At 68.9% G+C, this 18,754-nt stretch carries 18 protein-coding genes and 1 other RNA gene; 10 read left to right on the forward strand and 9 right to left on the reverse strand.

Annotated elements, in window-relative coordinates:
• Positions 1-185 precede the first annotated feature (185 nt).
• Positions 186-1,832 (forward strand): acyl-CoA dehydrogenase family protein, encoded by a 1,647-nt coding sequence (locus V6M56_RS10615; protein ID WP_332683518.1) that lies wholly within the window; start codon positions 186-188, stop codon positions 1,830-1,832.
• Positions 1,833-2,023: 191 nt separating this feature from the next.
• On the opposite strand, the gene msrB is transcribed toward V6M56_RS10615, so the two are convergent.
• The gene (msrB, locus tag V6M56_RS10620) at positions 2,024-2,449 is read right to left on the reverse strand and encodes a peptide-methionine (R)-S-oxide reductase MsrB (RefSeq protein WP_332683575.1); all 426 of its coding nucleotides are present in this window, start codon (positions 2,447-2,449) and stop codon (positions 2,024-2,026) included.
• A 202-nt stretch (positions 2,450-2,651) separates the two neighbouring features.
• Here msrB and V6M56_RS10625 point away from each other — a divergent pair, with 202 nt between their 5' ends.
• The 3 genes from V6M56_RS10625 to V6M56_RS10635 are packed head-to-tail and all read left to right on the forward strand — an operon-like array spanning position 2,652 to position 5,426.
• Positions 2,652-3,923, forward strand: coding sequence for a BtaA family protein (locus V6M56_RS10625; RefSeq protein ID WP_332683519.1), 1,272 nt, complete (start codon positions 2,652-2,654; stop codon positions 3,921-3,923).
• A 44-nt stretch (positions 3,924-3,967) separates the two neighbouring features.
• Positions 3,968-4,582 (forward strand): class I SAM-dependent methyltransferase, encoded by a 615-nt coding sequence (locus tag V6M56_RS10630; protein WP_332683577.1) that lies wholly within the window; start codon positions 3,968-3,970, stop codon positions 4,580-4,582.
• A 46-nt stretch (positions 4,583-4,628) separates the two neighbouring features.
• A complete protein-coding gene (locus tag V6M56_RS10635) occupies positions 4,629-5,426 on the forward strand; it encodes a potassium channel family protein (protein ID WP_332683521.1) in 798 nt (265 codons plus the stop codon).
• A 118-nt stretch (positions 5,427-5,544) separates the two neighbouring features.
• Here V6M56_RS10635 and V6M56_RS10640 read toward each other — a convergent pair whose 3' ends face one another.
• A complete protein-coding gene (locus V6M56_RS10640; RefSeq protein WP_332683523.1) occupies positions 5,545-6,105 on the reverse strand; it encodes a thioesterase family protein in 561 nt (186 codons plus the stop codon).
• Positions 6,106-6,303: 198 nt separating this feature from the next.
• On the opposite strand from V6M56_RS10640, the gene V6M56_RS10645 reads away from it, so the two are divergent.
• Together V6M56_RS10645 and V6M56_RS10650 are read left to right on the forward strand one after the other, a co-directional pair.
• Positions 6,304-7,725, forward strand: a complete 1,422-nt coding sequence (locus tag V6M56_RS10645) for an FAD-binding oxidoreductase (protein ID WP_332683525.1) — start codon at positions 6,304-6,306, stop codon at positions 7,723-7,725.
• Between the two features lie 104 nt (positions 7,726-7,829).
• Entirely contained in the window at positions 7,830-11,417 is a 3,588-nt protein-coding gene (locus V6M56_RS10650) for an AsmA family protein (RefSeq protein ID WP_332683527.1), read from the forward strand.
• Positions 11,418-11,512: 95 nt separating this feature from the next.
• On the opposite strand, the gene V6M56_RS10655 is transcribed toward V6M56_RS10650, so the two are convergent.
• The gene (locus tag V6M56_RS10655) at positions 11,513-12,121 is read right to left on the reverse strand and encodes a LysE/ArgO family amino acid transporter (protein ID WP_332683528.1); all 609 of its coding nucleotides are present in this window, start codon (positions 12,119-12,121) and stop codon (positions 11,513-11,515) included.
• Between the two features lie 93 nt (positions 12,122-12,214).
• Between V6M56_RS10655 and V6M56_RS10660 the strand changes: the two genes are divergently transcribed.
• The gene (locus V6M56_RS10660; RefSeq protein WP_332683530.1) at positions 12,215-13,123 is read left to right on the forward strand and encodes a LysR family transcriptional regulator ArgP; all 909 of its coding nucleotides are present in this window, start codon (positions 12,215-12,217) and stop codon (positions 13,121-13,123) included.
• Here V6M56_RS10660 and V6M56_RS10665 read toward each other — a convergent pair.
• The 6 genes from V6M56_RS10665 to V6M56_RS10690 form a co-directional block, all read right to left on the reverse strand.
• Entirely contained in the window at positions 13,107-13,349 is a 243-nt protein-coding gene (locus V6M56_RS10665) for a ribbon-helix-helix domain-containing protein (RefSeq protein WP_332683532.1), read from the reverse strand. The genes V6M56_RS10660 and V6M56_RS10665 overlap by 17 nt on opposite strands.
• Positions 13,346-13,546, reverse strand: a complete 201-nt coding sequence (locus tag V6M56_RS10670; RefSeq protein ID WP_332683533.1) for a DUF4169 family protein — start codon at positions 13,544-13,546, stop codon at positions 13,346-13,348. The genes V6M56_RS10665 and V6M56_RS10670 overlap by 4 nt, the downstream gene beginning before the upstream one ends.
• 3 nt (positions 13,547-13,549) lie before the next feature.
• Positions 13,550-14,944, reverse strand: coding sequence for a class II fumarate hydratase (fumC, locus tag V6M56_RS10675; RefSeq protein WP_332683534.1), 1,395 nt, complete (start codon positions 14,942-14,944; stop codon positions 13,550-13,552).
• A 10-nt stretch (positions 14,945-14,954) separates the two neighbouring features.
• Positions 14,955-15,581, reverse strand: a complete 627-nt coding sequence (locus V6M56_RS10680) for an SspB family protein (protein WP_332683536.1) — start codon at positions 15,579-15,581, stop codon at positions 14,955-14,957.
• 170 nt (positions 15,582-15,751) lie between these two features.
• Positions 15,752-16,138, reverse strand: a transfer-messenger RNA (tmRNA) gene (ssrA, locus tag V6M56_RS10685).
• 142 nt (positions 16,139-16,280) lie between these two features.
• The gene (locus tag V6M56_RS10690) at positions 16,281-16,553 is read right to left on the reverse strand and encodes a PepSY domain-containing protein (protein ID WP_332683537.1); all 273 of its coding nucleotides are present in this window, start codon (positions 16,551-16,553) and stop codon (positions 16,281-16,283) included.
• A gap of 232 nt (positions 16,554-16,785) precedes the next feature.
• Between V6M56_RS10690 and V6M56_RS10695 the strand changes: the two genes are divergently transcribed.
• Genes V6M56_RS10695 through V6M56_RS10705 form a run of 3 tightly spaced genes read left to right on the forward strand, consistent with a single transcriptional unit; the run spans position 16,786 to position 18,606 of the window.
• The gene (locus tag V6M56_RS10695) at positions 16,786-17,595 is read left to right on the forward strand and encodes a thymidylate synthase (protein WP_332683538.1); all 810 of its coding nucleotides are present in this window, start codon (positions 16,786-16,788) and stop codon (positions 17,593-17,595) included.
• On the forward strand, positions 17,592-18,074 hold the full coding sequence (locus V6M56_RS10700) for a GNAT family N-acetyltransferase (RefSeq protein WP_332683539.1): 483 nt from the start codon (positions 17,592-17,594) through the stop codon (positions 18,072-18,074). Before V6M56_RS10695 ends, V6M56_RS10700 begins: the two co-directional genes overlap by 4 nt.
• 16 nt (positions 18,075-18,090) lie before the next feature.
• Complete coding sequence (locus tag V6M56_RS10705) at positions 18,091-18,606, forward strand: dihydrofolate reductase (RefSeq protein ID WP_332683541.1); 516 nt, start codon at positions 18,091-18,093, stop codon at positions 18,604-18,606.
• The last annotated feature ends 148 nt before the right edge of the window (positions 18,607-18,754 follow it).

The raw sequence follows: 18,754 nt of genomic DNA on the forward strand, positions 1-18,754 counted from the left end.
TGATTGCTGGATCATGCTGTGGAGATGTGTGCGGTCGCTCGCGACCCTCTGCCGTCATCCCGGACAAGCCGCGAATGCGGCGCCGCTCCGGGATCCATCGAAGGGCGACGCGCTCTATGATGGATTCCTGCGCTCCGCTTCGCTGCGGCCGGAATGACGGCGCTTGTGAGATCGGGACAGGCACGATGATCGACCGACCGAGTTCCTCCCATCAGGTCACCAACCAGGTGCCGCCGCTGCAGGACTACGACGCCTATGCCGCCGATCCGGTGCTGAAGGCTGCAGTCGTGGCTTTCGATGCCGGCTGGGCCGATGAGCGGTTGCACGAGGCGGGGCGGAGCGTCGGCGCGGCCGAAACGCAGGAGATGGCGCGGCTCGCCAACCGGCACGGGCCGGAACTGCGCAGCCATGACCGCTTCGGCAACCGCATCGACGAGATCGCGTTCCATCCGGCCTGGCATGCGCTGATGACGCGCGCCATCGGCCAGGAGACCCATGCGCTGTGCTGGAACCGGCCCCAGGCCGGGGCGCAGGTGGCGCGGGCCGCCCTGCAATATCTCTGGTATGGCTGCGAGAGCGGCATCTGCTGCCCGATCTCGATGACCTATTCGGCGATCCCCGTGCTGAAGCAGGACCGAGCGCGCTGGGCCGAGTGGGGCGCTCTGATCTCGTCGACGGCTTACGACAAGCGGCAGGGGCCGGCGGCGGGCAAGACCGGGGCCACGGTCGGCATGGCGATGACGGAGACGCAAGGCGGCTCCGACCTCAGGCAGACGCAGACCATCGCCTATGACAACCGCGACGGCACCTATTCGCTGCATGGGCAGAAATGGTTCTTCTCGGTGCCGCATTCCGACGTCTTCCTGACGCTGGCGAAGACCGAGGAAGGCATCTCCTGCTTCGTCGTGCCGGGCTGGCAGCCGGATGGCGCGCGCAACGGCATCGCGATCCAGCGGCTCAAGGACAAATGCGGCAACCGTTCGAACGCCTCGTCCGAGGTCGAGTTCCGCGGCGCGGTCGGCCATATGCTCGGCGAGCCGGGGCGGGGCCTGCGCACCGGGCTTTCGATGAACCACAATACGCGGCTCGACATCGCCGCGGCCTCCGCCGGGCTGATGCGGCAGGCGGTTTGCCTCGCCGCCCATCATGCCAGGCATCGCCACGCCTTCCAGCGGGCGCTGATCGACCAGCCGATCATGCAGAACGTCCTCGCCGACCTTGCCGTCGAGGCGGAGGCGGCGGCCTGGCTCGCCTTCCGCCTGTTTGCGGCGGTCGACCGGCAGGAGCAGTCGGAAGGGGAGCGGCTATTGGCGCGGATCGGCGCGCCGATCGCGAAATACTGGGTGGCGAAGCGCACGCCCGCCGTTCTGGTCGAGGCGCTGGAATGCCATGGCGGCAACGGCTTCATCGAGGAGAACCCGATGGCGCGGCATTATCGCGAGGCGCCGCTCAACTCGGTCTGGGAGGGCTCGGGCAACGTCATCTGCCTCGACGTGCTGCGCTCGCTCGAGCGCGAGCCCGGTTCGCTCCATGCGCTGCTCGACGAGTTGCGCAAGGCGTCGGGGGCCGACCGCCACTATGACGCGCAACTCGCGGCGCTGGAAAGCGACCTGCCCGAGCTCATCCGCCATGAGGGCCAGGCGCGCCGGCTCACCGAGCGGCTGGCGCTGATGCTGCAGGGGGCGCTGCTCCTGCGCCATGCGCCGCATGCCGTCGCGGACGCCTTCATCGCGACGCGGCTGGGCGGGCGCTGGTCGGGGCATTTCGGCGATCTGCCGGCAGGGGTGGACGCAGCGGCGCTGGCGAGGCGGGCGGTGCCGGAGGTCGGATAGGGCTCGGGATAGCGCGGGGAACACTCTCCCGGAGGGAGAGGGCAGGGTGACGGGATGGCTACTGGACCAGCGAGGCGCCGCACTCACCGCGCGGTGGGGCTCATGCTAACGAAACCCCTCCCGAACACCTCACCCCTGCCCCTCTCCTCCCAGGAGAGGGGTTCCCCGCACTCCGGCTTCCTGACTGGTGTTCAGCCCGCTTCCGGCTCGAAATTCATCGCCACGCCGTTGATGCAGTAGCGCAGGCCGGTCGGCGGCGGGCCGTCGGGGAAGACGTGGCCGAGATGGCCGCCGCAATTGGCGCAGTGGACCTCGGTGCGGCTCATCATGAAGCTGCCGTCCTCGCTGGTCTCGACCGCGCCCTCGAGCGGCTGGTCGAAGCTCGGCCAGCCGGTGCCGCTCTCGAACTTCTTGCCGGCTCGGAACAGCTCGTTGTCGCAGCCGGCGCAGGAGAAGGTGCCGGCGCGCTTCTCGAAATTCAGGGCGCAGGAGCCGGCCCTTTCGGTGCCGTGGCCGCGCAGGACGTAGTACTGCTCCGGCGTCAGCCTGGCGCGCCATTCGGCGTCCGAGAGCTGGAACGGGAATTCGTGGTCCTGCCTCTTCTCCTTGGCGAACATGCTCGTCAGGCCCATGTCGATGCTCCTTTCAGCGGCTCCGCCCCGATATGGCGATCCGCCACCGCGATTGCAGCCTGCCTGCAGGGTAAGCCCGATCACGATGATGTCGAGGGCGGCAGCGACGCAGGCCGGGCTGCGTCACCCAACCGTCACGCGACTCCACTAGTCGGCTCGCCATCGCAACGGGCGGATCGAGGCTGGCGTGACGCAGACGGTACGGGCGGTCAAGCGCACCACCAGCCTCGGGCTCAACAGCGCGGTCCACCGCAGCAAGGCGCTGTCGCGCGCCGGCCTGCTGGAGCGGATGTTCACGCTGGCCTTCTCCGGCCTGGTCTATCCGCAGATCTGGGAGGACCCGGTCGTCGACATGGCGGCGCTGGCGCTGCAACCGGGCGATCATCTCGTCGCCATCGCGTCGGGCTCCTGCAACATCCTGTCCTATCTCACCGCCGGCCCGGCCAGGATCAGCGCCGTCGACCTTAACGGCGCCCATATCGCGCTCGGCCATCTCAAGCTCGCGGCGCTGCGGCAGCTCGGCGATCACGAGAGCTTCCGGCGCTTCTTCGGACAGGCGCGGTCCAGGGCGAATGTCGAGACCTATGACCGGCTGATCGCGCCCGGCCTCGACGCGGTCTCGCGGGCCTACTGGGAAGGGCGAAGCCTGACCGGCCGCCGCCGGATCGACGCCTTCGCCCGCAACTTCTATCGCTACGGCCTGCTCGGCCGCTTCATCGGCGCCGGCCATTTCCTCGGCCGCCGGCTCGGCTGCGACCCGCGCATCATGCTGCAGGCCCGCGACATGCAGGAGCAGCGCGTGCTGTTCGAGCGCCATATCGCGCCGGTCTTCGAGAAGCGGCTGGTGCGCTGGCTGGTTCGCCAGCCGGCCTCGCTCTACGGGCTCGGGATTCCGCCGGCGCAGTACGAGGCGCTGGCGGCCGATGGCGATGCCGGGATCCTCAGCGTGCTGCGCGGCCGGCTCGAGCGGCTGGCCTGCGATTTCGACCTGAAGTCGAACTATTTCGCCTGGCAGGCCTTCGGCCAGGGCTATGGCCCCGGCCCCGACGCCTCGGTGCCGCCCTATCTGGAGCAGCGCCATTTCGCGACGGTGCGGGCGCGGGCCGATCGCGTCGGCTATCACCAGGGCTCGATCACGGCCCATCTGGCGCAGCAGCCCGCGGCGAGTTGCCATGCCTATGTGCTGCTCGACGCCCAGGACTGGATGAACGATGCGGAGCTGACGGCGCTGTGGACGCAGATTACCAGGACGGCGGCGCCCGGCGCGCGCGTCATCTTCCGCACCGCGGCGGATGAGCGCCTGCTGCCCGGCCGGCTGCCCGAGGCGATCCTGGCGCAATGGCACTATCACGAGGCGCGCAGCCGCGAGTTCGCCGCGCGCGACCGTTCCTCGATCTACGGCGCTTTCCATCTCTACACGCGCGGAGGCCAAGAGACATGTGGAGGCCAGCCGGCGTGAACGGGCTCGATGACGCCGGGAGCGCCGCCGGCCGCATGGACCGGATGTATCGCCGGCAGCGCCATTTCTATGACGCGACCCGCAAATTCTACCTGCTCGGCCGCGACGGGCTGGTCCGGGGGCTGAAGCCGCCGCCGGGCGGCAGCGTGCTCGAAATCGGCTGCGGCACGGGGCGCAACCTGATCCGGATCGCGCGGGCCTATCCGCAGGCGCGCTGCTACGGGCTCGATGTCTCGGAGGAGATGCTGGTCACGGCCCGGCAAGCGATTGCGAGGGCGGGGCTCTCCGGCCGGATCACGCTGGCGCAGGCCGATGCGACGAATTTCGAGCCGCGCGCCCTGTTCGGCCGGGAGGATTTCGACCGGGTCGTCATCTCCTACGCGCTGTCGATGATCCCGCCCTGGCGTGCGGCGCTGGCAAGGGCGCTGGCGGCGCTCGCGGCGGGCGGCTCGCTTCACATCGTCGACTTCGGCGACCAGGCCGGGCTGCCGCAGGTCTTCAGGGCCGCGCTCGACCGCTGGCTGGCGCTGTTCCAGGTCACGCCGCGGCCCGAGCTCGGCGAGGCGCTGGCGGCGCTCTGCCGCGAGGCAGGCGCATCGGGTCGAACCACGCGCCTGTTCCGGGGCTATGCCGTCCTGGCAATCGCCACGAAACCGTGACGCCGGGCTCTGGACGGCGGCGCCATGGCGCTGATACGCCAGCGGGATGAGCCGGGACAACAAAGCACTCGCGGAGCAAGGACGTCCGGCGCTGCGCGACCGCCTGCGCCAGCTCTACCATGGGCGGACGCCGGCAGCGCTGCGGCTGCGCCTGGTGGGGCTGGTCGTCGACCTGCTGATCATCGGCTTCTTCGTCGCGACGCCCCTGATCCGCCACCGCCCGGAATTCCTCTGGCTGGATTATACGGTCGCCGCCATCGTCCTCGCCGAGTTCGTGGCGCGGATGCTGGCCTCCTCGAACATGCTGCGGCTGCTGCGCCAGCCCAGCACGATCCTCGATCTCTTCATCCTGGCGACCCTGCTGGCGCCGCAATGGCTGGAGAATTTCGGCTTCCTGCGCATCCTGCGGCTGTGGTCGCTGTCGCAGCGCGGCCTGGTCTGGGCGCAACTGCGCGAGACGCGCTACCGCGACTGGGAGGATATCGGCCGGGCGCTGGTCAATCTCCTGACCTTCCTGCTGGTGGTCAGCGGCTTCGTCTACACCTTCTTCTTCATGGGACGGCCGGGGCTCGAAGGCTATGTCGAGGCGCTCTATTTCACCGTCGCCACGGTGACGACGACCGGCTTCGGCGACGTCACCCTGCCGGGCATCGCCGGGAAGCTGACCTCGATCGCGGTGATGATCATCGGCATCTCGCTGTTCGTGCGCCTCGCGCAGGCGGTCTTCCGGCCGCACAAGGTCACCTTTTCCTGCCCGCAATGCGCGCTGCAGCGCCATGACCCCGACGCCGTGCACTGCAAGGCCTGCGGCCATCTGCTGAAGATCCCGGACGACGACGAATAGGCCGGCAGCCGGGGGCTTCGGCTCCCGAGCGTCGATGCCAGAGATCATGCGGGACCTTCTGGAAACCGCACCGTCATCCCGGGGATGACGAGGCGGTTCCGCCGAAAATCAGCAGGCTCTAGTGCCGCGTTTCCTTCTCGCGCTCGCCGCTCATCGCCTCGACGGTGATCGCGGTCTTCTCCGGCATGCCGATCATCCGGCCGACGGTCGCGGGCAGCGGCATGCGGGCATGGGCGGCCTTCATCAGCGCCAGGCCGGTGAGGATGTCGGCCGGGAAGGGCGCGACCTTGCGGGTCGTCATGTCGACATGCAGCGAGAGGTTCTCGGAGGTCGCCGCCAGCCAGCCCTCGCTGGCGTGCCGCATCTCGAGATAGAAATGCAGCCGCTTCTCGTCGAAGGCGATGAGCTGGGCGGTGACGCGGACCTGGTCGCTCTCGGTCAGCTCGCGCTTGTAGAGGATGTGGCACTCGGCGGCGAAGAACGAGGCGTTGCGGGTCTCGGTATAGTTCTGGTTGAGCCCGACCAGCGAGAACACCTCGTCGACGGCCCTGTCGAACAGGACATGATAATAGGCCATGTTGAGATGGCCGTTATAGTCGATCCATTCCGGCTCGACGCGCAGGCTCGACGAGACGAACGGGGCGAAGAAAAGGGCGGTCGTGCGGGTCTCGTCTTGCATGGGCGCGTCCTCCTTTTCTCGGGTCGCGATTGCGAGCCTGCCCGGAGCCCTGCGCTACAGACCTGCCCGGCTTCGCAGCTTGGCACTTGCCGTGGCCGGCGCGGCGCGGGAAAACAACGCGACGACGGCCGCTCGATAGCCGAACAATTCCAGACTAGGCGATACTCTCAAGCTATGACAATGCGCTCTCCTGCCGCGATGGCTCAGACCCCCCCTGCTCCTGCCGCAGAGCTGCCGCCTTCGGCAGAGGCCGTCGCCGCGGTGACGCGGGAACTGGCGGCCAGCTTCGGCAACCGGCTCGTCACCAGCCTGGCGGTGCGCCAGCAGCACGGCCACACCCTGACCTGGATCCCGAACCAGCCGCCGGACGCGGTCGTCTTCCCGCAGAGCACCGAGGAAGTGGCGGCAATCGTGAAACTCTGCGCGGCGCATGGTGTTCCGGTGATCGCGTTCGGAACCGGCACCTCGCTCGAGGGCCATGTCAACGCGCCCTATGGCGGCGTCTGCATCGACATGAGCATGATGAAGAAGGTCGTGGCCGTCCATGCCGAGGATCTCGACTGCGTCGTCGAGGCCGGCGTCACGCGCAAGGAATTGAACGAGCATCTGCGCGACCAGGGCCTGTTCTTCCCGATCGATCCCGGCGCCGACGCCTCGATCGGCGGCATGGCGGCGACGCGCGCTTCCGGCACCAATGCCGTGCGCTACGGCACGATGAAGGACAATGTCGTCTCGCTGACGGCGGTGATGGCCGATGGCGCAATCGTGAAGACGGCGAGCCGGGCCCGAAAGACCTCGGCCGGCTACGACCTGACGCGGCTGCTCGTCGGTTCGGAAGGCACGCTCGGCATCATCACCGAGGTGACGCTGAAGCTGCACGGCATTCCCGAGGCGATCTCGGCCGGCGTCTGCCCGTTCCCTTCGGTAAAAGCCGCCTGCGACGCGACCATCGTGACGATCCAGTCGGGCCTGCCGGTGGCCCGGATCGAGCTGGTCGACGATGTGATGATGCGCGGCGTCAACCTGCATTCCAAGCTCGGCCTGCCGGAGACGACGATGCTCTTCGTCGAGTTCCATGGCTCGGAAGCCGGCGCGAAGGAGCAGGCTGAGCGCTTCGGCGAGATCGCCGCCGAGTTCGGCGGCGGGCCGTTCGACTGGGCGACCAGGGCCGAGGACCGCTCCCGGCTCTGGCAGGCGCGGCACGACGCCTATTGGGCGGCGCGGACGCTGCGGCCCGGCATGGAATCGGTCGCGACCGATGTCTGCGTGCCGATCTCGCGGCTGGCCGATTGCGTCGAGGAGACCAAGCGCGACATCGAGGCGAGCGGGCTGATCGCGCCGATCGTCGGCCATGTCGGCGACGGCAATTTCCACACCCAGCCGCTGGTCGATCTCGCCGATGCCGAGGAAATGGCGCGCTGCCAGGCGTTCATCGACCGGCTGGTCAAGCGCGCGCTCGCCATGGGCGGCACCTGCACCGGCGAGCACGGCGTCGGCCAGAAGAAGATGAAGTATCTCGAGGCCGAGCATGGCGCCCCGGCGCTCGACGTGATGCGGCTGCTGAAGCGCGCGCTCGACCCGCAGAACATCCTCAACCCGGGCAAGGTCGTCGCGCTCTGACGGCGCCGCGGCGGCAGGCGCGTAATCGTCATCAGGAATGTCGTGATCCTGCCGCGACTTGCGTGCATGATCGCGCGCGTGATGAAGAGGAATGATGCGAGACCGTGCGTGAGGCCCTGACCTTTCTGGCCGGGCTGCTGGTGGCGGCGCTGCTGGCGGCGCTGCTCGGGCCGGGCTTCGTCGACTGGCGCGAGTACCGTCCCCATTTCGAGCAGCGCATCGGTGCCGCCCTCGGACTGGAGACGCGCATCGCCGGCGATATCGGCCTGCGCCTTTTGCCCTCGCCGCGCCTGACGCTGCGGGGGGTGAGGCTTGGCGGCCCGGATAGCGCGACCAGCGCGGCGAATATCGAGCGGCTGACAGTCGAACTCGCCTTGTCCTCGCTGGCGCGCGGGGAATTCCGCCTGACCGAGGCGGAAGCCGACGGCATGGCGCTCACCCTGGTCGCCGATGCGGCAGGGGCGGTGCTGATGCCGCCGCGCCGGGGGACGGGCCTGCCGGCCGCGACCTCGATCGACCGCTTCACCATCCGCCGCTCGGCCATCATCTGGCGCGAGCCCGGCAAGCCGGCGCAGGTGCTGGCGCCGATCGCGGTCGATCTCGCCGCCGTCGGCCTCGGCGGTCCCTGGCGCATCGAGGGCGAGGTCGCGGGAACGTCGCTGCGCCTCGCCACCGGCGAGGCGGAGGCCGACGGGCGCCTGCGGACCAAGATCTTCATCACCGGCGAGCAGAACCAGGTCTCCTTCGACGGCTCGTTCGCCTTGCCGCTGGTTGAGGGGCGGTTGCGGCCGGCCTTGCAGGGCGGCTTCACCATGACGCCCGGCGGCGCGCTCAGCCTGTCCGGAACGGTCAGCGGCGACCATCGCCAGCTCGATTTCACCGGGCTCGCGCTCGATATCGCCGGCGGTGCGGCAAGGCTCGAAGGCGAGGGGCGGCTGCTCCCTGCCGCAAGCACCGGCGCCTTCCAGCTCAGGGCGCGGCGGGTCGATGCCGATGCGCTGATCGAGGCGCTCGGCCAGCGTCCGGGCTTTGCGCGCGCGCTCCAGGCCCTGCCGGGCGCACTCGACCTGACGCTCGATCTCGACCAGATCGCCTGGCGCGGCGAGGATCTGAGCGGCTTTGCCTTGCGCGGCCGGCTGAGCGAGGCGGGACTGTCGGGCGCGAGCGCGGCGGTGCGCATCGCCAATGCAACCCTCGAAGCGACCGGCGAGGTCGGCGAGAGCGGCTTTCGCGGCGCGGTGTCGCTGAAGGCGCCGGATGCGCGCCGGGCCGCACTGGCCCTGTCGCGGCTCGGCGTCGAGCCGGCGCTGGCCGACAGCTTCGCGGCGTTTCGCGAATTCGAAGGGTCAGCGACGCTCGACTGGAGCGATGAGCGTCTCGGCATCGAGCGTCTGGCCGCCCGAACCGGCTCGGGACAGCGCCTCGCCGGTTCGGTGGCGGTCACGGCCGACAAGCTCGAAGCGACCTTGCGGCTGGACGGGCTCGACCTCGCCAATCTGCCGCCCGGCGAGAGCCTGAGCGGGCTGGCGGGGCGGCGCGATCTTGCGCTCGACCTGACGCTGGGCGGGGTGCGCTATCGCGCCACCGCGCCGGGTTCGGCGCGGCTCGCCGTGAAGCGGGAGGGCAGCGACTGGCGGCTCAGCCGGCTTTCCGTCGAAGGCTTCGGCGGCGTGCGCGTCGAGGGCGAGGGCGCGCTGCTGCCGGGTGGCGGCGAGATCAGGGGCCGGGTGCGCGCGCCGCGCTTCGCCGCGCTGGCGGCTCTCGCCGGGCCGCTGCTGCCCGACCAGGCCAGGCGCGTCCTGCCGCGCATCGAGGACGGGCTTGCCGGGCTCGACGCCAGCTTCAGGCTGGCCCGTGCGGCGACCGGCGAGACCAGCCTTGTCGCCGAAGGGGCGGCGCAGGCCGGGCGGCTCAGCCTCAACGGACATCTCGGCGTCGCCGGCGAATGGACCGGCGGCGAACTGCGCCTGGCGCTCGACGATCGCCGCCGCGCCTTCGCCGCCTTCGGCCTGCCGCGTCCGGCCCAGGGCGGCCCCGGCGAATTGCGGCTGGATTTCGGCGCCGGCGGTCCGGTCGGCTCGCTTATCGGGCCGGGGCTTGCCCTGGTGCTGGAAGGGGCGGGCGAGGCGGCGCGGCTGACCCTCCAGGCTGACGGCCCCGGCCAGGTGATGCCGGAGAGCTTGGCGCGCCTGCTGCCTCAAGGCGTGCTCGACGCCTCCGGCCGGGTGCGGCTCGGCGAGGAGAGCGGGCTCGACGACCTCGTCGTCAACAGCGGCGGGCGCACGGCTCGCGGCGCGCTGGCGCTCGGCGCCGATGGACGCATCGGCGGCAGGCTCGCGCTGCCCTCGCTGGCGCTGCAGCCGCTGATCGCGGCCACGCTCGGCTCCGCTCCGCCGGCCGCCGGCAGCGTCTGGTCGCCCACCCGCTTCCAGCCGGCGCCGGGCCTCGGCGAGATCAGGATAACGATCGCGGCCGAGCGGCTCGCGCTCAGCGAGCAGATCGGCCTCGACAAGGCGCGCTTCGACCTGTCGGCCGGCGTCGACGGCCTCGTCATCGAGAATTTGAGCGGCCGCCACGCCGGCGGCGAGGTCAGCGGCCGGCTCTCGGCCCGTCGCGAAGGCGGGCTGGCGCAGGTCTCGGGCCGGCTCGGGCTCGCGGGCCTCGACCTGGCGACGCTGACCGGCGGCGCGCTGACCGGAAAGCTCTCCGGCCGGTTCGAGGCCGGCGGTTCGGGCGAAAGCCCGGCCCGGCTGATCGCCGCGCTCGGCGGCGCCGGCTCGATCAGCGTCAGCGGGGCAGGGATGAGCCGCTTCGACCCGGCAGCACTGTCGCGCGTCATCGCCGCGACCGGCGAGGACGCCTCCGAAAGCGAGACGGCGCGGCTGCAGGGCCGGATCGCCGAGGCGCTGGAGAAGGCGAACTGGCCATTGGGCGAGGTCACGGTGCCGTTCACCCAGGCCGGCGGCGTGCTGCGGGTCCAGCCGGTGACGATCGAGCGGGCCGGCTTGCGGGCCGAGGCGACGGGCAGTGTCGACTGGCGGGCGCTGAACGTCGATCTGAGGCTGGCGCTGCGCCCGCTCGGAACGCCGCCCAAGGGCTGGCCGGCGCAATTGCCGCAGGTCGGCGTCGCCTGGCGCGGGCCGCTGGCGGCGCCGCAGCGCGAGACCGATGTCGGGGCGCTGGCGAACGTCGTCGCGGCGCGGGCGCTGGCGCGCGAGATCGAGCGCGTCGAGGCCTTCGAGGCCGATGCGCGTGAACGCGGCATGCATGCACGGCGGCTGCGGGCCGAGCGCGAGATGCGCGACAACGAGAGCAAGCTCGCCGAATTCCTCAAGGCCGAGGAGGAGCGCCGTATCGCCGAGGAGAAGCGGGCGGAGGAGGAGAGGCGGATAGAGGAAGCGCGGCTCGCCGAGGAGCTCCGCAAGGCGGAGGCGGCCAGGCGGCTGGAAGAGGCGCGCCGCGTCGAGGAGCTGCGTCGCCAAACAGAGGATGAGAGACGGCGCGCCGAGGCCGAGGAGCGCGCCCGCCAGGCGGCGATCCGGGCCGCGATCCAGGGCACGCCGCCGGGGCCGCTCGTCCTGCCCGGGGCGCCGCGCGCCGCCACCCCGGCGGGAGACGCTCCGCCGCTGGCGCCGCCGCTCGAGATCCAATCGGTGCCACGGCCACTGTCGCGCTCGCCGCTGCAGAACTGATTCAAGCTGCTGGCACACTGATTCAAGTGGTTCCGGCGTTGAATCATTTTTCTGCTGCAAAGCGTTGAACGATAAGGTTTTTCTTTGTGGTTGGCTCAGCCGCCTCGGAGCAGCTTGAAGGCGATCGCCCACATGGTGACTGCGACGACGCCGTCCAGAATGCGCCAGGCTGCCGGATTGGCGAAAAGCGGCCGCAGCCAGCGAGATCCGTAGCCAAGGGCGAAGAAAAACAGGAAAGAGGCCGTCATGGCGCCCGCGGCGAAGACCAGTTCCTCCCCGGGAAACTGGCTCGCGACGCTGCCGATGAGCAGGACCGTGTCGAGATAGACATGCGGGTTCAGCCAGGTCAGCGCGGCGCAGGTGGCGAGGCTGGCCGACAGGCTCGTGCTGCCTGCGGCGCCGGCCGCCAGAACGGCGGATGAGCGCAGGGCCGAAAGCAGGCTGCGGACGCCATACCAGATGAGGAAGGCGCCGCCGCCATAGCGTAGCGCAGGCTCGAGCACGGGCAGCATCGCCGTGGCCTGCCGCAAGCCCATCACTCCGGCGAGGATGAGGAGCGCATCGGAAAGTGCGCAAGCGAGGCAGACCGCGAAGACATGTTCGTTACGCAGGCCCTGCCGCAGCACGAAACTGTTCTGGGCGCCGATTGCGACGATCAGGCTCAGACCCATGGTCAGCCCGGTGAAATAGACGGAGACAGGCATGAGCGGCGATCCCATTTGCGCCGTCACGTCTAGGCGTTGCATCCACCTTAGTGTAGTTAAATATCATAATTCTGATTAAGCAAGGCTAATGTCATGCTGGACTATCCGGCCCTGCAGGCCGTTTCGCTCGTCGTCAGGACGGGCAGTTTCGAAAAGGCGGCGCAAGCCTTGAGCGTCACGCCGTCGGCGGTATCGCAACGCGTCAAACAGCTCGAGGAACGACTGGGGACCGTGCTGATCATCAGGGGGCAGCCCTGCATGGCGACCGAGAGGGGAGAATGGCTCTGTCGCCATATGGAGCAGGTCGGCCTCCTCGAGGGGGACCTGATGGCACGGCTCCCGGCGCTCGCCGAGCCGGGCGCGACGCGACAGCGCGTGACGCTGCGGATCGCCACCAATGCCGACAGCCTCGGCACCTGGTTCCTCGGCGCCGTGGCGGCCTTCGCGAACGGCAGCACGCATCTCCTCGACATTACCGTCGACGATCAGGAGCATACCGCCGAGTGGCTGAGGCGAGGGCGCGTGCTCGCCGCCGTCACGGCACTGGCAAAGCCCATTCAAGGTTGCCGCGTCATCCCGCTCGGCTCGCTCCGTTATCTGGCGACCGCAAGTCCGGAGTTCATGACGACCTATTTTTCCGAGGGAGTAACGGCCCAGGCGCTTGCGCGGGCGCCATCGCTGATCTTCAACCAGAAGGACCGGCTGCAGAGCCAGTGGATGCAACTCGCGCTCGGCGAGAGCCCTGACCACCCCGTCCATTGGGTGCCTTCGACGCAAGGGTTCGTCGATGCGAGCCTCTTGGGAATCGGCTGGTGCGCCAATCCCGAATTGCTCGTGAGAGACCATATCGCCGCCGGGCGGCTGCGCGAGCTCGTTCCCGGCACGCCGCTCGACATTCCGCTGTTCTGGCAGGTCAACCGGATCGCGGCGGACCGGCTCGCCGATCTGACACGAGCGGTCGTCGAGACGGCGCGTCGCCTTCTCGTCACTCCGCGGGGATAACTCTCACCGCCTCGGCGCGCGCCCGATAATGTGCGAGCACGCGCAGGCGCAGGGCAGAGGAGAGATTTGCCTCGCCGCGGGCAAGGTCGATCTCGGCGACGAGGCTGGCGAGCGGGCGGCCTTCGCCGGCGGCGATCTCCTTCAGCGCATCCCAGAACGGTTCCTCGAGCGAGACGCTGGTGCGGTGCCCGGCAATGGCCAGCGAGCGCTTGCGCAGGCCGCTCACGTCTCGTCCTTGCCGTCCTTGCCCGCGTCGAGGCGATGGCCGTCCAGGCGCGCCGTCTGGAGCGCCTTCTCGGCTTCCGCCTGCTCGCGCTCGGCCCTGGTCCGGCCGAAGGTGATGCGATTCTGGCTGGCCTGCGCCTCGGCTTCGGCGCGGCCCTTGGCCTTGCGCGCCCGGCGGAGATTGACGATCTCGGCCATGGCTCAGGCCGGGCCGAGCATGTGCCCGGGCACGACGGTGCGGTCGAACAGCGCCCCGTCGACGCCGGCCCTGAGCGCTTCCTCGCGCAGCGTGGTGCCGTTGTGATGGGCCGCCTTGGCGATGGCGGCGGCCTTGTCGTAGCCGATCGCGGGGGCGAGCGCCGTCACCAGCATCAGCGAGCGCGAGAGCAGTTCTTCCAGCCGCTCGCGATTGGGCTCGATGCCCTCGACGCAGTTCAGGCGGAAGCTCTCGGCCGCGTCGGCGAGCAGGCGGGCCGATTGCAGGAAGGCCTGGGCGATCACCGGCTTGAAGACGTTGAGCTCGAAATGGCCCTGGCTGGCGGCAAAGGCGATGGTCGCCTGGTTGCCGTGCACCCGCGTCGCGACCATGGTCAGCGCCTCGGCCTGGGTCGGGTTGACCTTGCCGGGCATGATCGAGGAGCCGGGCTCGTTCTCCGGCAGGCTGATCTCGCCGAGGCCCGAGCGCGGGCCGGAGCCCATCAGGCGGATGTCGTTGGCGATCTTGAACAGATCCATGGCGAGCGCGGTCAGCGCGCCATGGCTGTAGGTGATCGCGCCATGGCTCGCCAGCGCCTCGAACAGGTTGTCGGCGGTGCGGAAGGGCAGGCCGGTCAGGCGGGCGATCTCGGCCGAGAAGGCCTTTGCGAAATCGGGATGGGCATTGAGGCCGGTGCCGACGGCGGTACCGCCCTGGGCGAGGGCCAGCAGGCCGGGCAGGGTCTCTGCGATGCGGGCGATGCCGAGCTGAACTTGCGCGACATAGCCGGAGAATTCCTGCCCGAGCGTGACGGGCGTCGCGTCCTGGAGATGGGTACGGCCGATCTTGACCAGGTTGGCATAGGCCCTGGCCTTGACGTCGAGCGCGTCCTTGAGCCGGGTCAGCGCCGGCAGCAGATCGCGCGAGACGACGAGTGCCGCGGCGATGTGGATCGCGGTCGGGAAGCTGTCGTTGGAGGACTGGCCCTTGTTGACATGGTCGTTCGGGTGGACCGGGCTCTTGGCGCCGAGGCCGGCGCCGAGGATCTCGTTGGCCCGGTTGGCCAGGACCTCGTTGGCGTTCATGTTCGACTGGGTGCCGGAGCCGGTCTGCCAGACGACCAGCGGAAAATGCTCGTCGAACCGGCCCGAGAGCGCCTCGTCGGCAGCCTGGACGATGGCGGCCTCGATCTTGCGGTCGAGCAGGCCGAGCCGGGCATTGACGATGGCGGCCGCCTTCTTGACCAGCACGAGCGCGTGGACGAGCGGCAGCGGCAGACGCTCGGCCGGGCCGCCGATGCGGAAATTCTCGAGCGAGCGCTGGGTCTGCGCCGCCCAGTAGCGATCGGCGGCGACGGAGACCGGACCGAAGGAATCGGTCTCGCTGCGGTACTCGGTCATGGCGGGGGTCTCAGGTCTTCTTGCGGAAGGCGTCGAGGCTGACGACCTGGGCGCTGCCCTCCTCCTCGGCGTCGGCGGGCTTCTCCGCCGTGTCGACGGGGGCGTCCGTATCGCTGGTCTTCGCTGCCGCGGCGGGCTTGAGCTTGACGGCCGGCAGCGCCTTCTGCGGGGCCTTGCCCGCGAGCGCCAGCGGTGCCGCCGGAACGACATTCGGCTCGGAGCCGGCGCCGCGCGGCGCCCGGGCCGCTTCGGCCGGCTCGTCGGCGGTCTCGCCGGACGTATCCTGGGTCTCGAACTTCAGGCCGAACTGCACCGACGGGTCGAAGAAGGTGGTGATCGCGTCATAGGGAATCAGCAGGCGCTCCGGCACGCCCGAGAAGGAGAGGCCGACCTCGAAGGCGTGGTCGCTGACGTTCAGGTCCCAGAACTGGTGCTGAAGCACGATCGTCATCTCGTCGGGATGCTTGTCGCGCAGACGCTGCGAGACGCGCACGCCAGGGGCCGTGGTACGGAAGGTGACGTAGAAATGGTGGTCGCCCGGCAGCCCGTCGCGGCCCGCCTCGGACAGGATCTTGCGCACGACTCCCTTGAGCGCGTCCTGCACCATCAGGTCGTAGCGGAGAATGTCCTTCGTCATCGCGTCCGGATTCCGTTTCGGCGTCCATCATGTCCTTCGTCTCCGGACGGAGCCGCCCGAGTGCGAAGAAACATGATCCGATCCATCACTTTAGAGCAGCATTCGGGCGAAAAACCGGTCCCCGCCATCGCGCAACGCTCTATCGGGCATGCCGCCCTTCATTCAAAAAAAGTGGAGGCTTCTGTTGCCAGGCGCCTCCGAGCCCCGCCTTACGCGGCTAAGCGCAAGGGCTTTGGTTTGGGAACCAGCACCGCTTACGCGGCGACAGCAACCCGAGCATTGTTGTCGTTGGCAACTATGCTTTTGGCCCGATAACGGCGGAACCATGCCGAGCAAAAGAACGACCTTTACACCCTCGTCGATCCTATTTCGCCCCCGCCAAAATTCTGCCGCTCGCGCCGCGAGACAGGCCTGCCGCAGATTCGGCAGAGCTTTGGTGGAGGCGCCGGGTACCGCCCCCGGGTCCGAAAGGCTTATTCCGACGTCCGTTTATCGCCATAGCCGTTCTTGCGAGCGGCACCGGGAATATAGGCGCTGTGCGCGCGGGGGGAAAGAGAGCAGTACGGTTTCCCGGCTCATTTATCGCGAAGCGCTGCGAGGGTTGCCGGAAAGAGACGCTGGTTTGCGGCTTTTCCAAGCCAGAGCCGGATCCAATCAGGGTGAGACAACCTGATCGGATCACGCGTTCCCTGGTGGCCGTCAGCGCAGCAGCGAGCCGTCCCTGGCGTTGAGATCGATCACCAGTTCGTCGCCCGAGCGGTCGCGCCCGGCGAGTTCCCAGCGCCCCTCGAACAGCGAGATCTCCTCGACATGGACGAGCCCATGGTCGAAGGCGATCGCACGGGCCCGGGCTTCGCTGATCTTGCCCATGGCGGCGAGCGTGGCTTCCGGCGGTTCGGTCGAGGCGGCGAGGGCCCCGCCAGCCATCAGCGCCGCGACGATCGCGGCTGCCAGCAGTTTCGTTCTGCTCATGATTCAATCCTCATCAGCACGGGCCGTATTATGCGCAGGCCCGAAGCGCCCCTTGTCTTCATCGAGCATTCAGATTGGGGCGATGGTTCGGCATTGCAGCAGGACACTCGGTCACAGGCGATGCCGTTCTCGTGAGCCGCCGCGCCCTGTCGACGGCCGCCATGCGAAATCGTCTCTGGACGGCGTGCCGGCGGCTCTTTTGGAGCGCGCTCGAATCCGGCTAGATGCCGGCATGCGCCAGTATCACGACCTCCTCAAGCGGGTTCTCGACGAAGGCGTCCGCAAGGACGACCGCACCGGCACCGGCACGCTCGCCCTGTTCGGCCACCAGATGCGTTTCGACCTTGCGGCCGGCTTCCCGCTGGTCACGACCAAGAAGCTGCACCTGAAATCGATCATCCACGAGCTGATCTGGTTCCTGCGCGGCGACACCAATGTGCGCTACCTGCAGGAGAACGGCGTCAGCATCTGGGATGAGTGGGCCGATGCGAACGGCGATCTCGGGCCAGTCTATGGCCGGCAATGGCGCTCCTGGCCGGCACCCGACGGGGCGACGATCGACCAGATCGCCTGGCTGGTGAACGAGATCCGCCGCAACCCGGATTCGCGCCGCCTGATCGTCTCGGCCTGGAACCCGGCCGACATCTCGAAAATGGCGCTGGCGCCCTGCCATTGCCTGTTCCAGTTCTTCGTTCAGCCTTCAGCCGAGGGGCCCGGCAAATTGTCCTGCCAGCTCTACCAGCGCTCGGCCGATGTCTTCCTCGGCGTGCCCTTCAACATCGCCAGCTATGCGCTGCTGACCCATATGGTCGCGCAGGTGACGGGGCTCGGCGTCGGCGATTTCGTCCATTCCTTCGGCGACACCCATCTCTATGTGAATCATCTCGACCAGGCGAAGCTGCAGCTTTCCCGGGAGCCGCGGCCGCTGCCCATCCTGAAGCTGAATCCGGCAGTGGCGAAGCTCGAGGACTTCCGTTTCGAGGACGTGACGATCGAAGGCTATGAGGCGCACCCGGCGATCAAGGCGCCGATCGCGATATGACTCTCGCCATCCGTCCCGCCAGGCCCGACGAGGCCGGCCTCGTGCTCGGCTTCATCCGCGAGCTCGCCGAATACGAGAAGCTGTTGCACGAGGTCACGGCGACCGAGGCGGAGATCGCCTCGGCGCTGTTCGAGCCCGAGCCGAAGGTGTTCTGCGACATCGCCGAATGGAACGGCGAGCCCGCCGGCTTCGCGATCTGGTTCTACACCTATTCGACCTTCACCGGCCGCCATGGCATCTGGCTCGAGGACCTCTATGTCCGGCCGGAGCATCGCGGGCGCGGCCTCGGCAAGGCGCTGATGGTGCGGCTGGCGAAACGCTGCCTCGAGGAGGGGCTGTCGCGCTTCGCCTGGTGGGTGCTGAACTGGAACGAGCCCTCGCGCGTGTTCTACCGCTCGATCGGGGCGGTGGCGCAGGACGAATGGACGGTGAAGCGGCTCGACGGCGAGGCGCTGGCAAAGCTGGCCCGAGGTGATTGAAGAGGTGGCCGAGGGCATGGCGAAACTGCCGGTCGTCCTGGTTGCCGCGATCGCCGATAATGGCGTGATCGGCAGCGAAAACCGGCTGATCTGGCGCCTGAAGACCGATCTGCGGCGCTTCCGTGCGCTGACGATGGGTTGCCCGATCATCATGGGCCGCAAGACCTTCCTCTCGATCGGCAAGCCGCTGCCGGGCCGCCAGACCGTGGTGCTGACACGCGATCCGCTGTTCCGGGCCGAAGGCGTCCATGCCGCGTCCTCGCTCGAAGGGGCGCTGGAGATGGCGCAGGAGCTTGGCGCGGCGATGGGCGCACGCGCCGTGATCGTCGGCGGCGGCAGCGAGATCTATGCCCTGGCCCTGCCGCTCGTCGACAGGCTGGAACTGACCTTCGTCCATGCCGCTCCGGAGGGCGATGCGCTCTTCCCTTCCTGGGGCCGGGAAGCCTTTCGCGAGACGGCGCGCAGCGACCATCCTGCCACGGCGGAGGACGAGTACGCCTTCAGCTTCGCCAGTTTCGAGCGCCGACGTTGAGCCTGCGCCGATATGCCCGACGAATGGCGTAAGACGAAAGGGGTTGCGCCGTTGACGAATCCGTGGCCGATGCCCAATTCACAGCCCATCGCGCCGCCCGGCGCTGACAATGAACTGCCGTTCGGTTATTGCACGGTCGGTACCAGAG

This window comes from Allobosea sp., from assembly GCF_036675845.1.
Taxonomy (GTDB): domain Bacteria; phylum Pseudomonadota; class Alphaproteobacteria; order Rhizobiales; family Beijerinckiaceae; genus Allobosea.

What these genes read in the sequence shown, in the direction of transcription:
- V6M56_RS10690 (WP_332683537.1), bottom strand. Translation starts at nt 16,553, where the DNA reads ATGAGCAGAACGAAACTGCTGGCAGCCGCGATCGTCGCGGCGCTGATG.
- V6M56_RS10695 (WP_332683538.1), top strand. Translation starts at nt 16,786, where the DNA reads ATGCGCCAGTATCACGACCTCCTCAAGCGGGTTCTCGACGAAGGCGTC.
- fumC (WP_332683534.1), bottom strand. Translation starts at nt 14,944, where the DNA reads ATGACCGAGTACCGCAGCGAGACCGATTCCTTCGGTCCGGTCTCCGTC.
- V6M56_RS10680 (WP_332683536.1), bottom strand. Translation starts at nt 15,581, where the DNA reads ATGACGAAGGACATTCTCCGCTACGACCTGATGGTGCAGGACGCGCTC.
- V6M56_RS10670 (WP_332683533.1), bottom strand. Translation starts at nt 13,546, where the DNA reads ATGGCCGAGATCGTCAATCTCCGCCGGGCGCGCAAGGCCAAGGGCCGC.
- V6M56_RS10615 (WP_332683518.1), top strand. Translation starts at nt 186, where the DNA reads ATGATCGACCGACCGAGTTCCTCCCATCAGGTCACCAACCAGGTGCCG.
- V6M56_RS10630 (WP_332683577.1), top strand. Translation starts at nt 3,968, where the DNA reads ATGTATCGCCGGCAGCGCCATTTCTATGACGCGACCCGCAAATTCTAC.
- V6M56_RS10635 (WP_332683521.1), top strand. Translation starts at nt 4,629, where the DNA reads ATGAGCCGGGACAACAAAGCACTCGCGGAGCAAGGACGTCCGGCGCTG.
- msrB (WP_332683575.1), bottom strand. Translation starts at nt 2,449, where the DNA reads ATGTTCGCCAAGGAGAAGAGGCAGGACCACGAATTCCCGTTCCAGCTC.
- V6M56_RS10705 (WP_332683541.1), top strand. Translation starts at nt 18,091, where the DNA reads ATGGCGAAACTGCCGGTCGTCCTGGTTGCCGCGATCGCCGATAATGGC.
- V6M56_RS10655 (WP_332683528.1), bottom strand. Translation starts at nt 12,121, where the DNA reads ATGCCTGTCTCCGTCTATTTCACCGGGCTGACCATGGGTCTGAGCCTG.
- V6M56_RS10700 (WP_332683539.1), top strand. Translation starts at nt 17,592, where the DNA reads ATGACTCTCGCCATCCGTCCCGCCAGGCCCGACGAGGCCGGCCTCGTG.
- V6M56_RS10660 (WP_332683530.1), top strand. Translation starts at nt 12,215, where the DNA reads ATGCTGGACTATCCGGCCCTGCAGGCCGTTTCGCTCGTCGTCAGGACG.
- V6M56_RS10640 (WP_332683523.1), bottom strand. Translation starts at nt 6,105, where the DNA reads ATGCAAGACGAGACCCGCACGACCGCCCTTTTCTTCGCCCCGTTCGTC.
- V6M56_RS10645 (WP_332683525.1), top strand. Translation starts at nt 6,304, where the DNA reads ATGGCTCAGACCCCCCCTGCTCCTGCCGCAGAGCTGCCGCCTTCGGCA.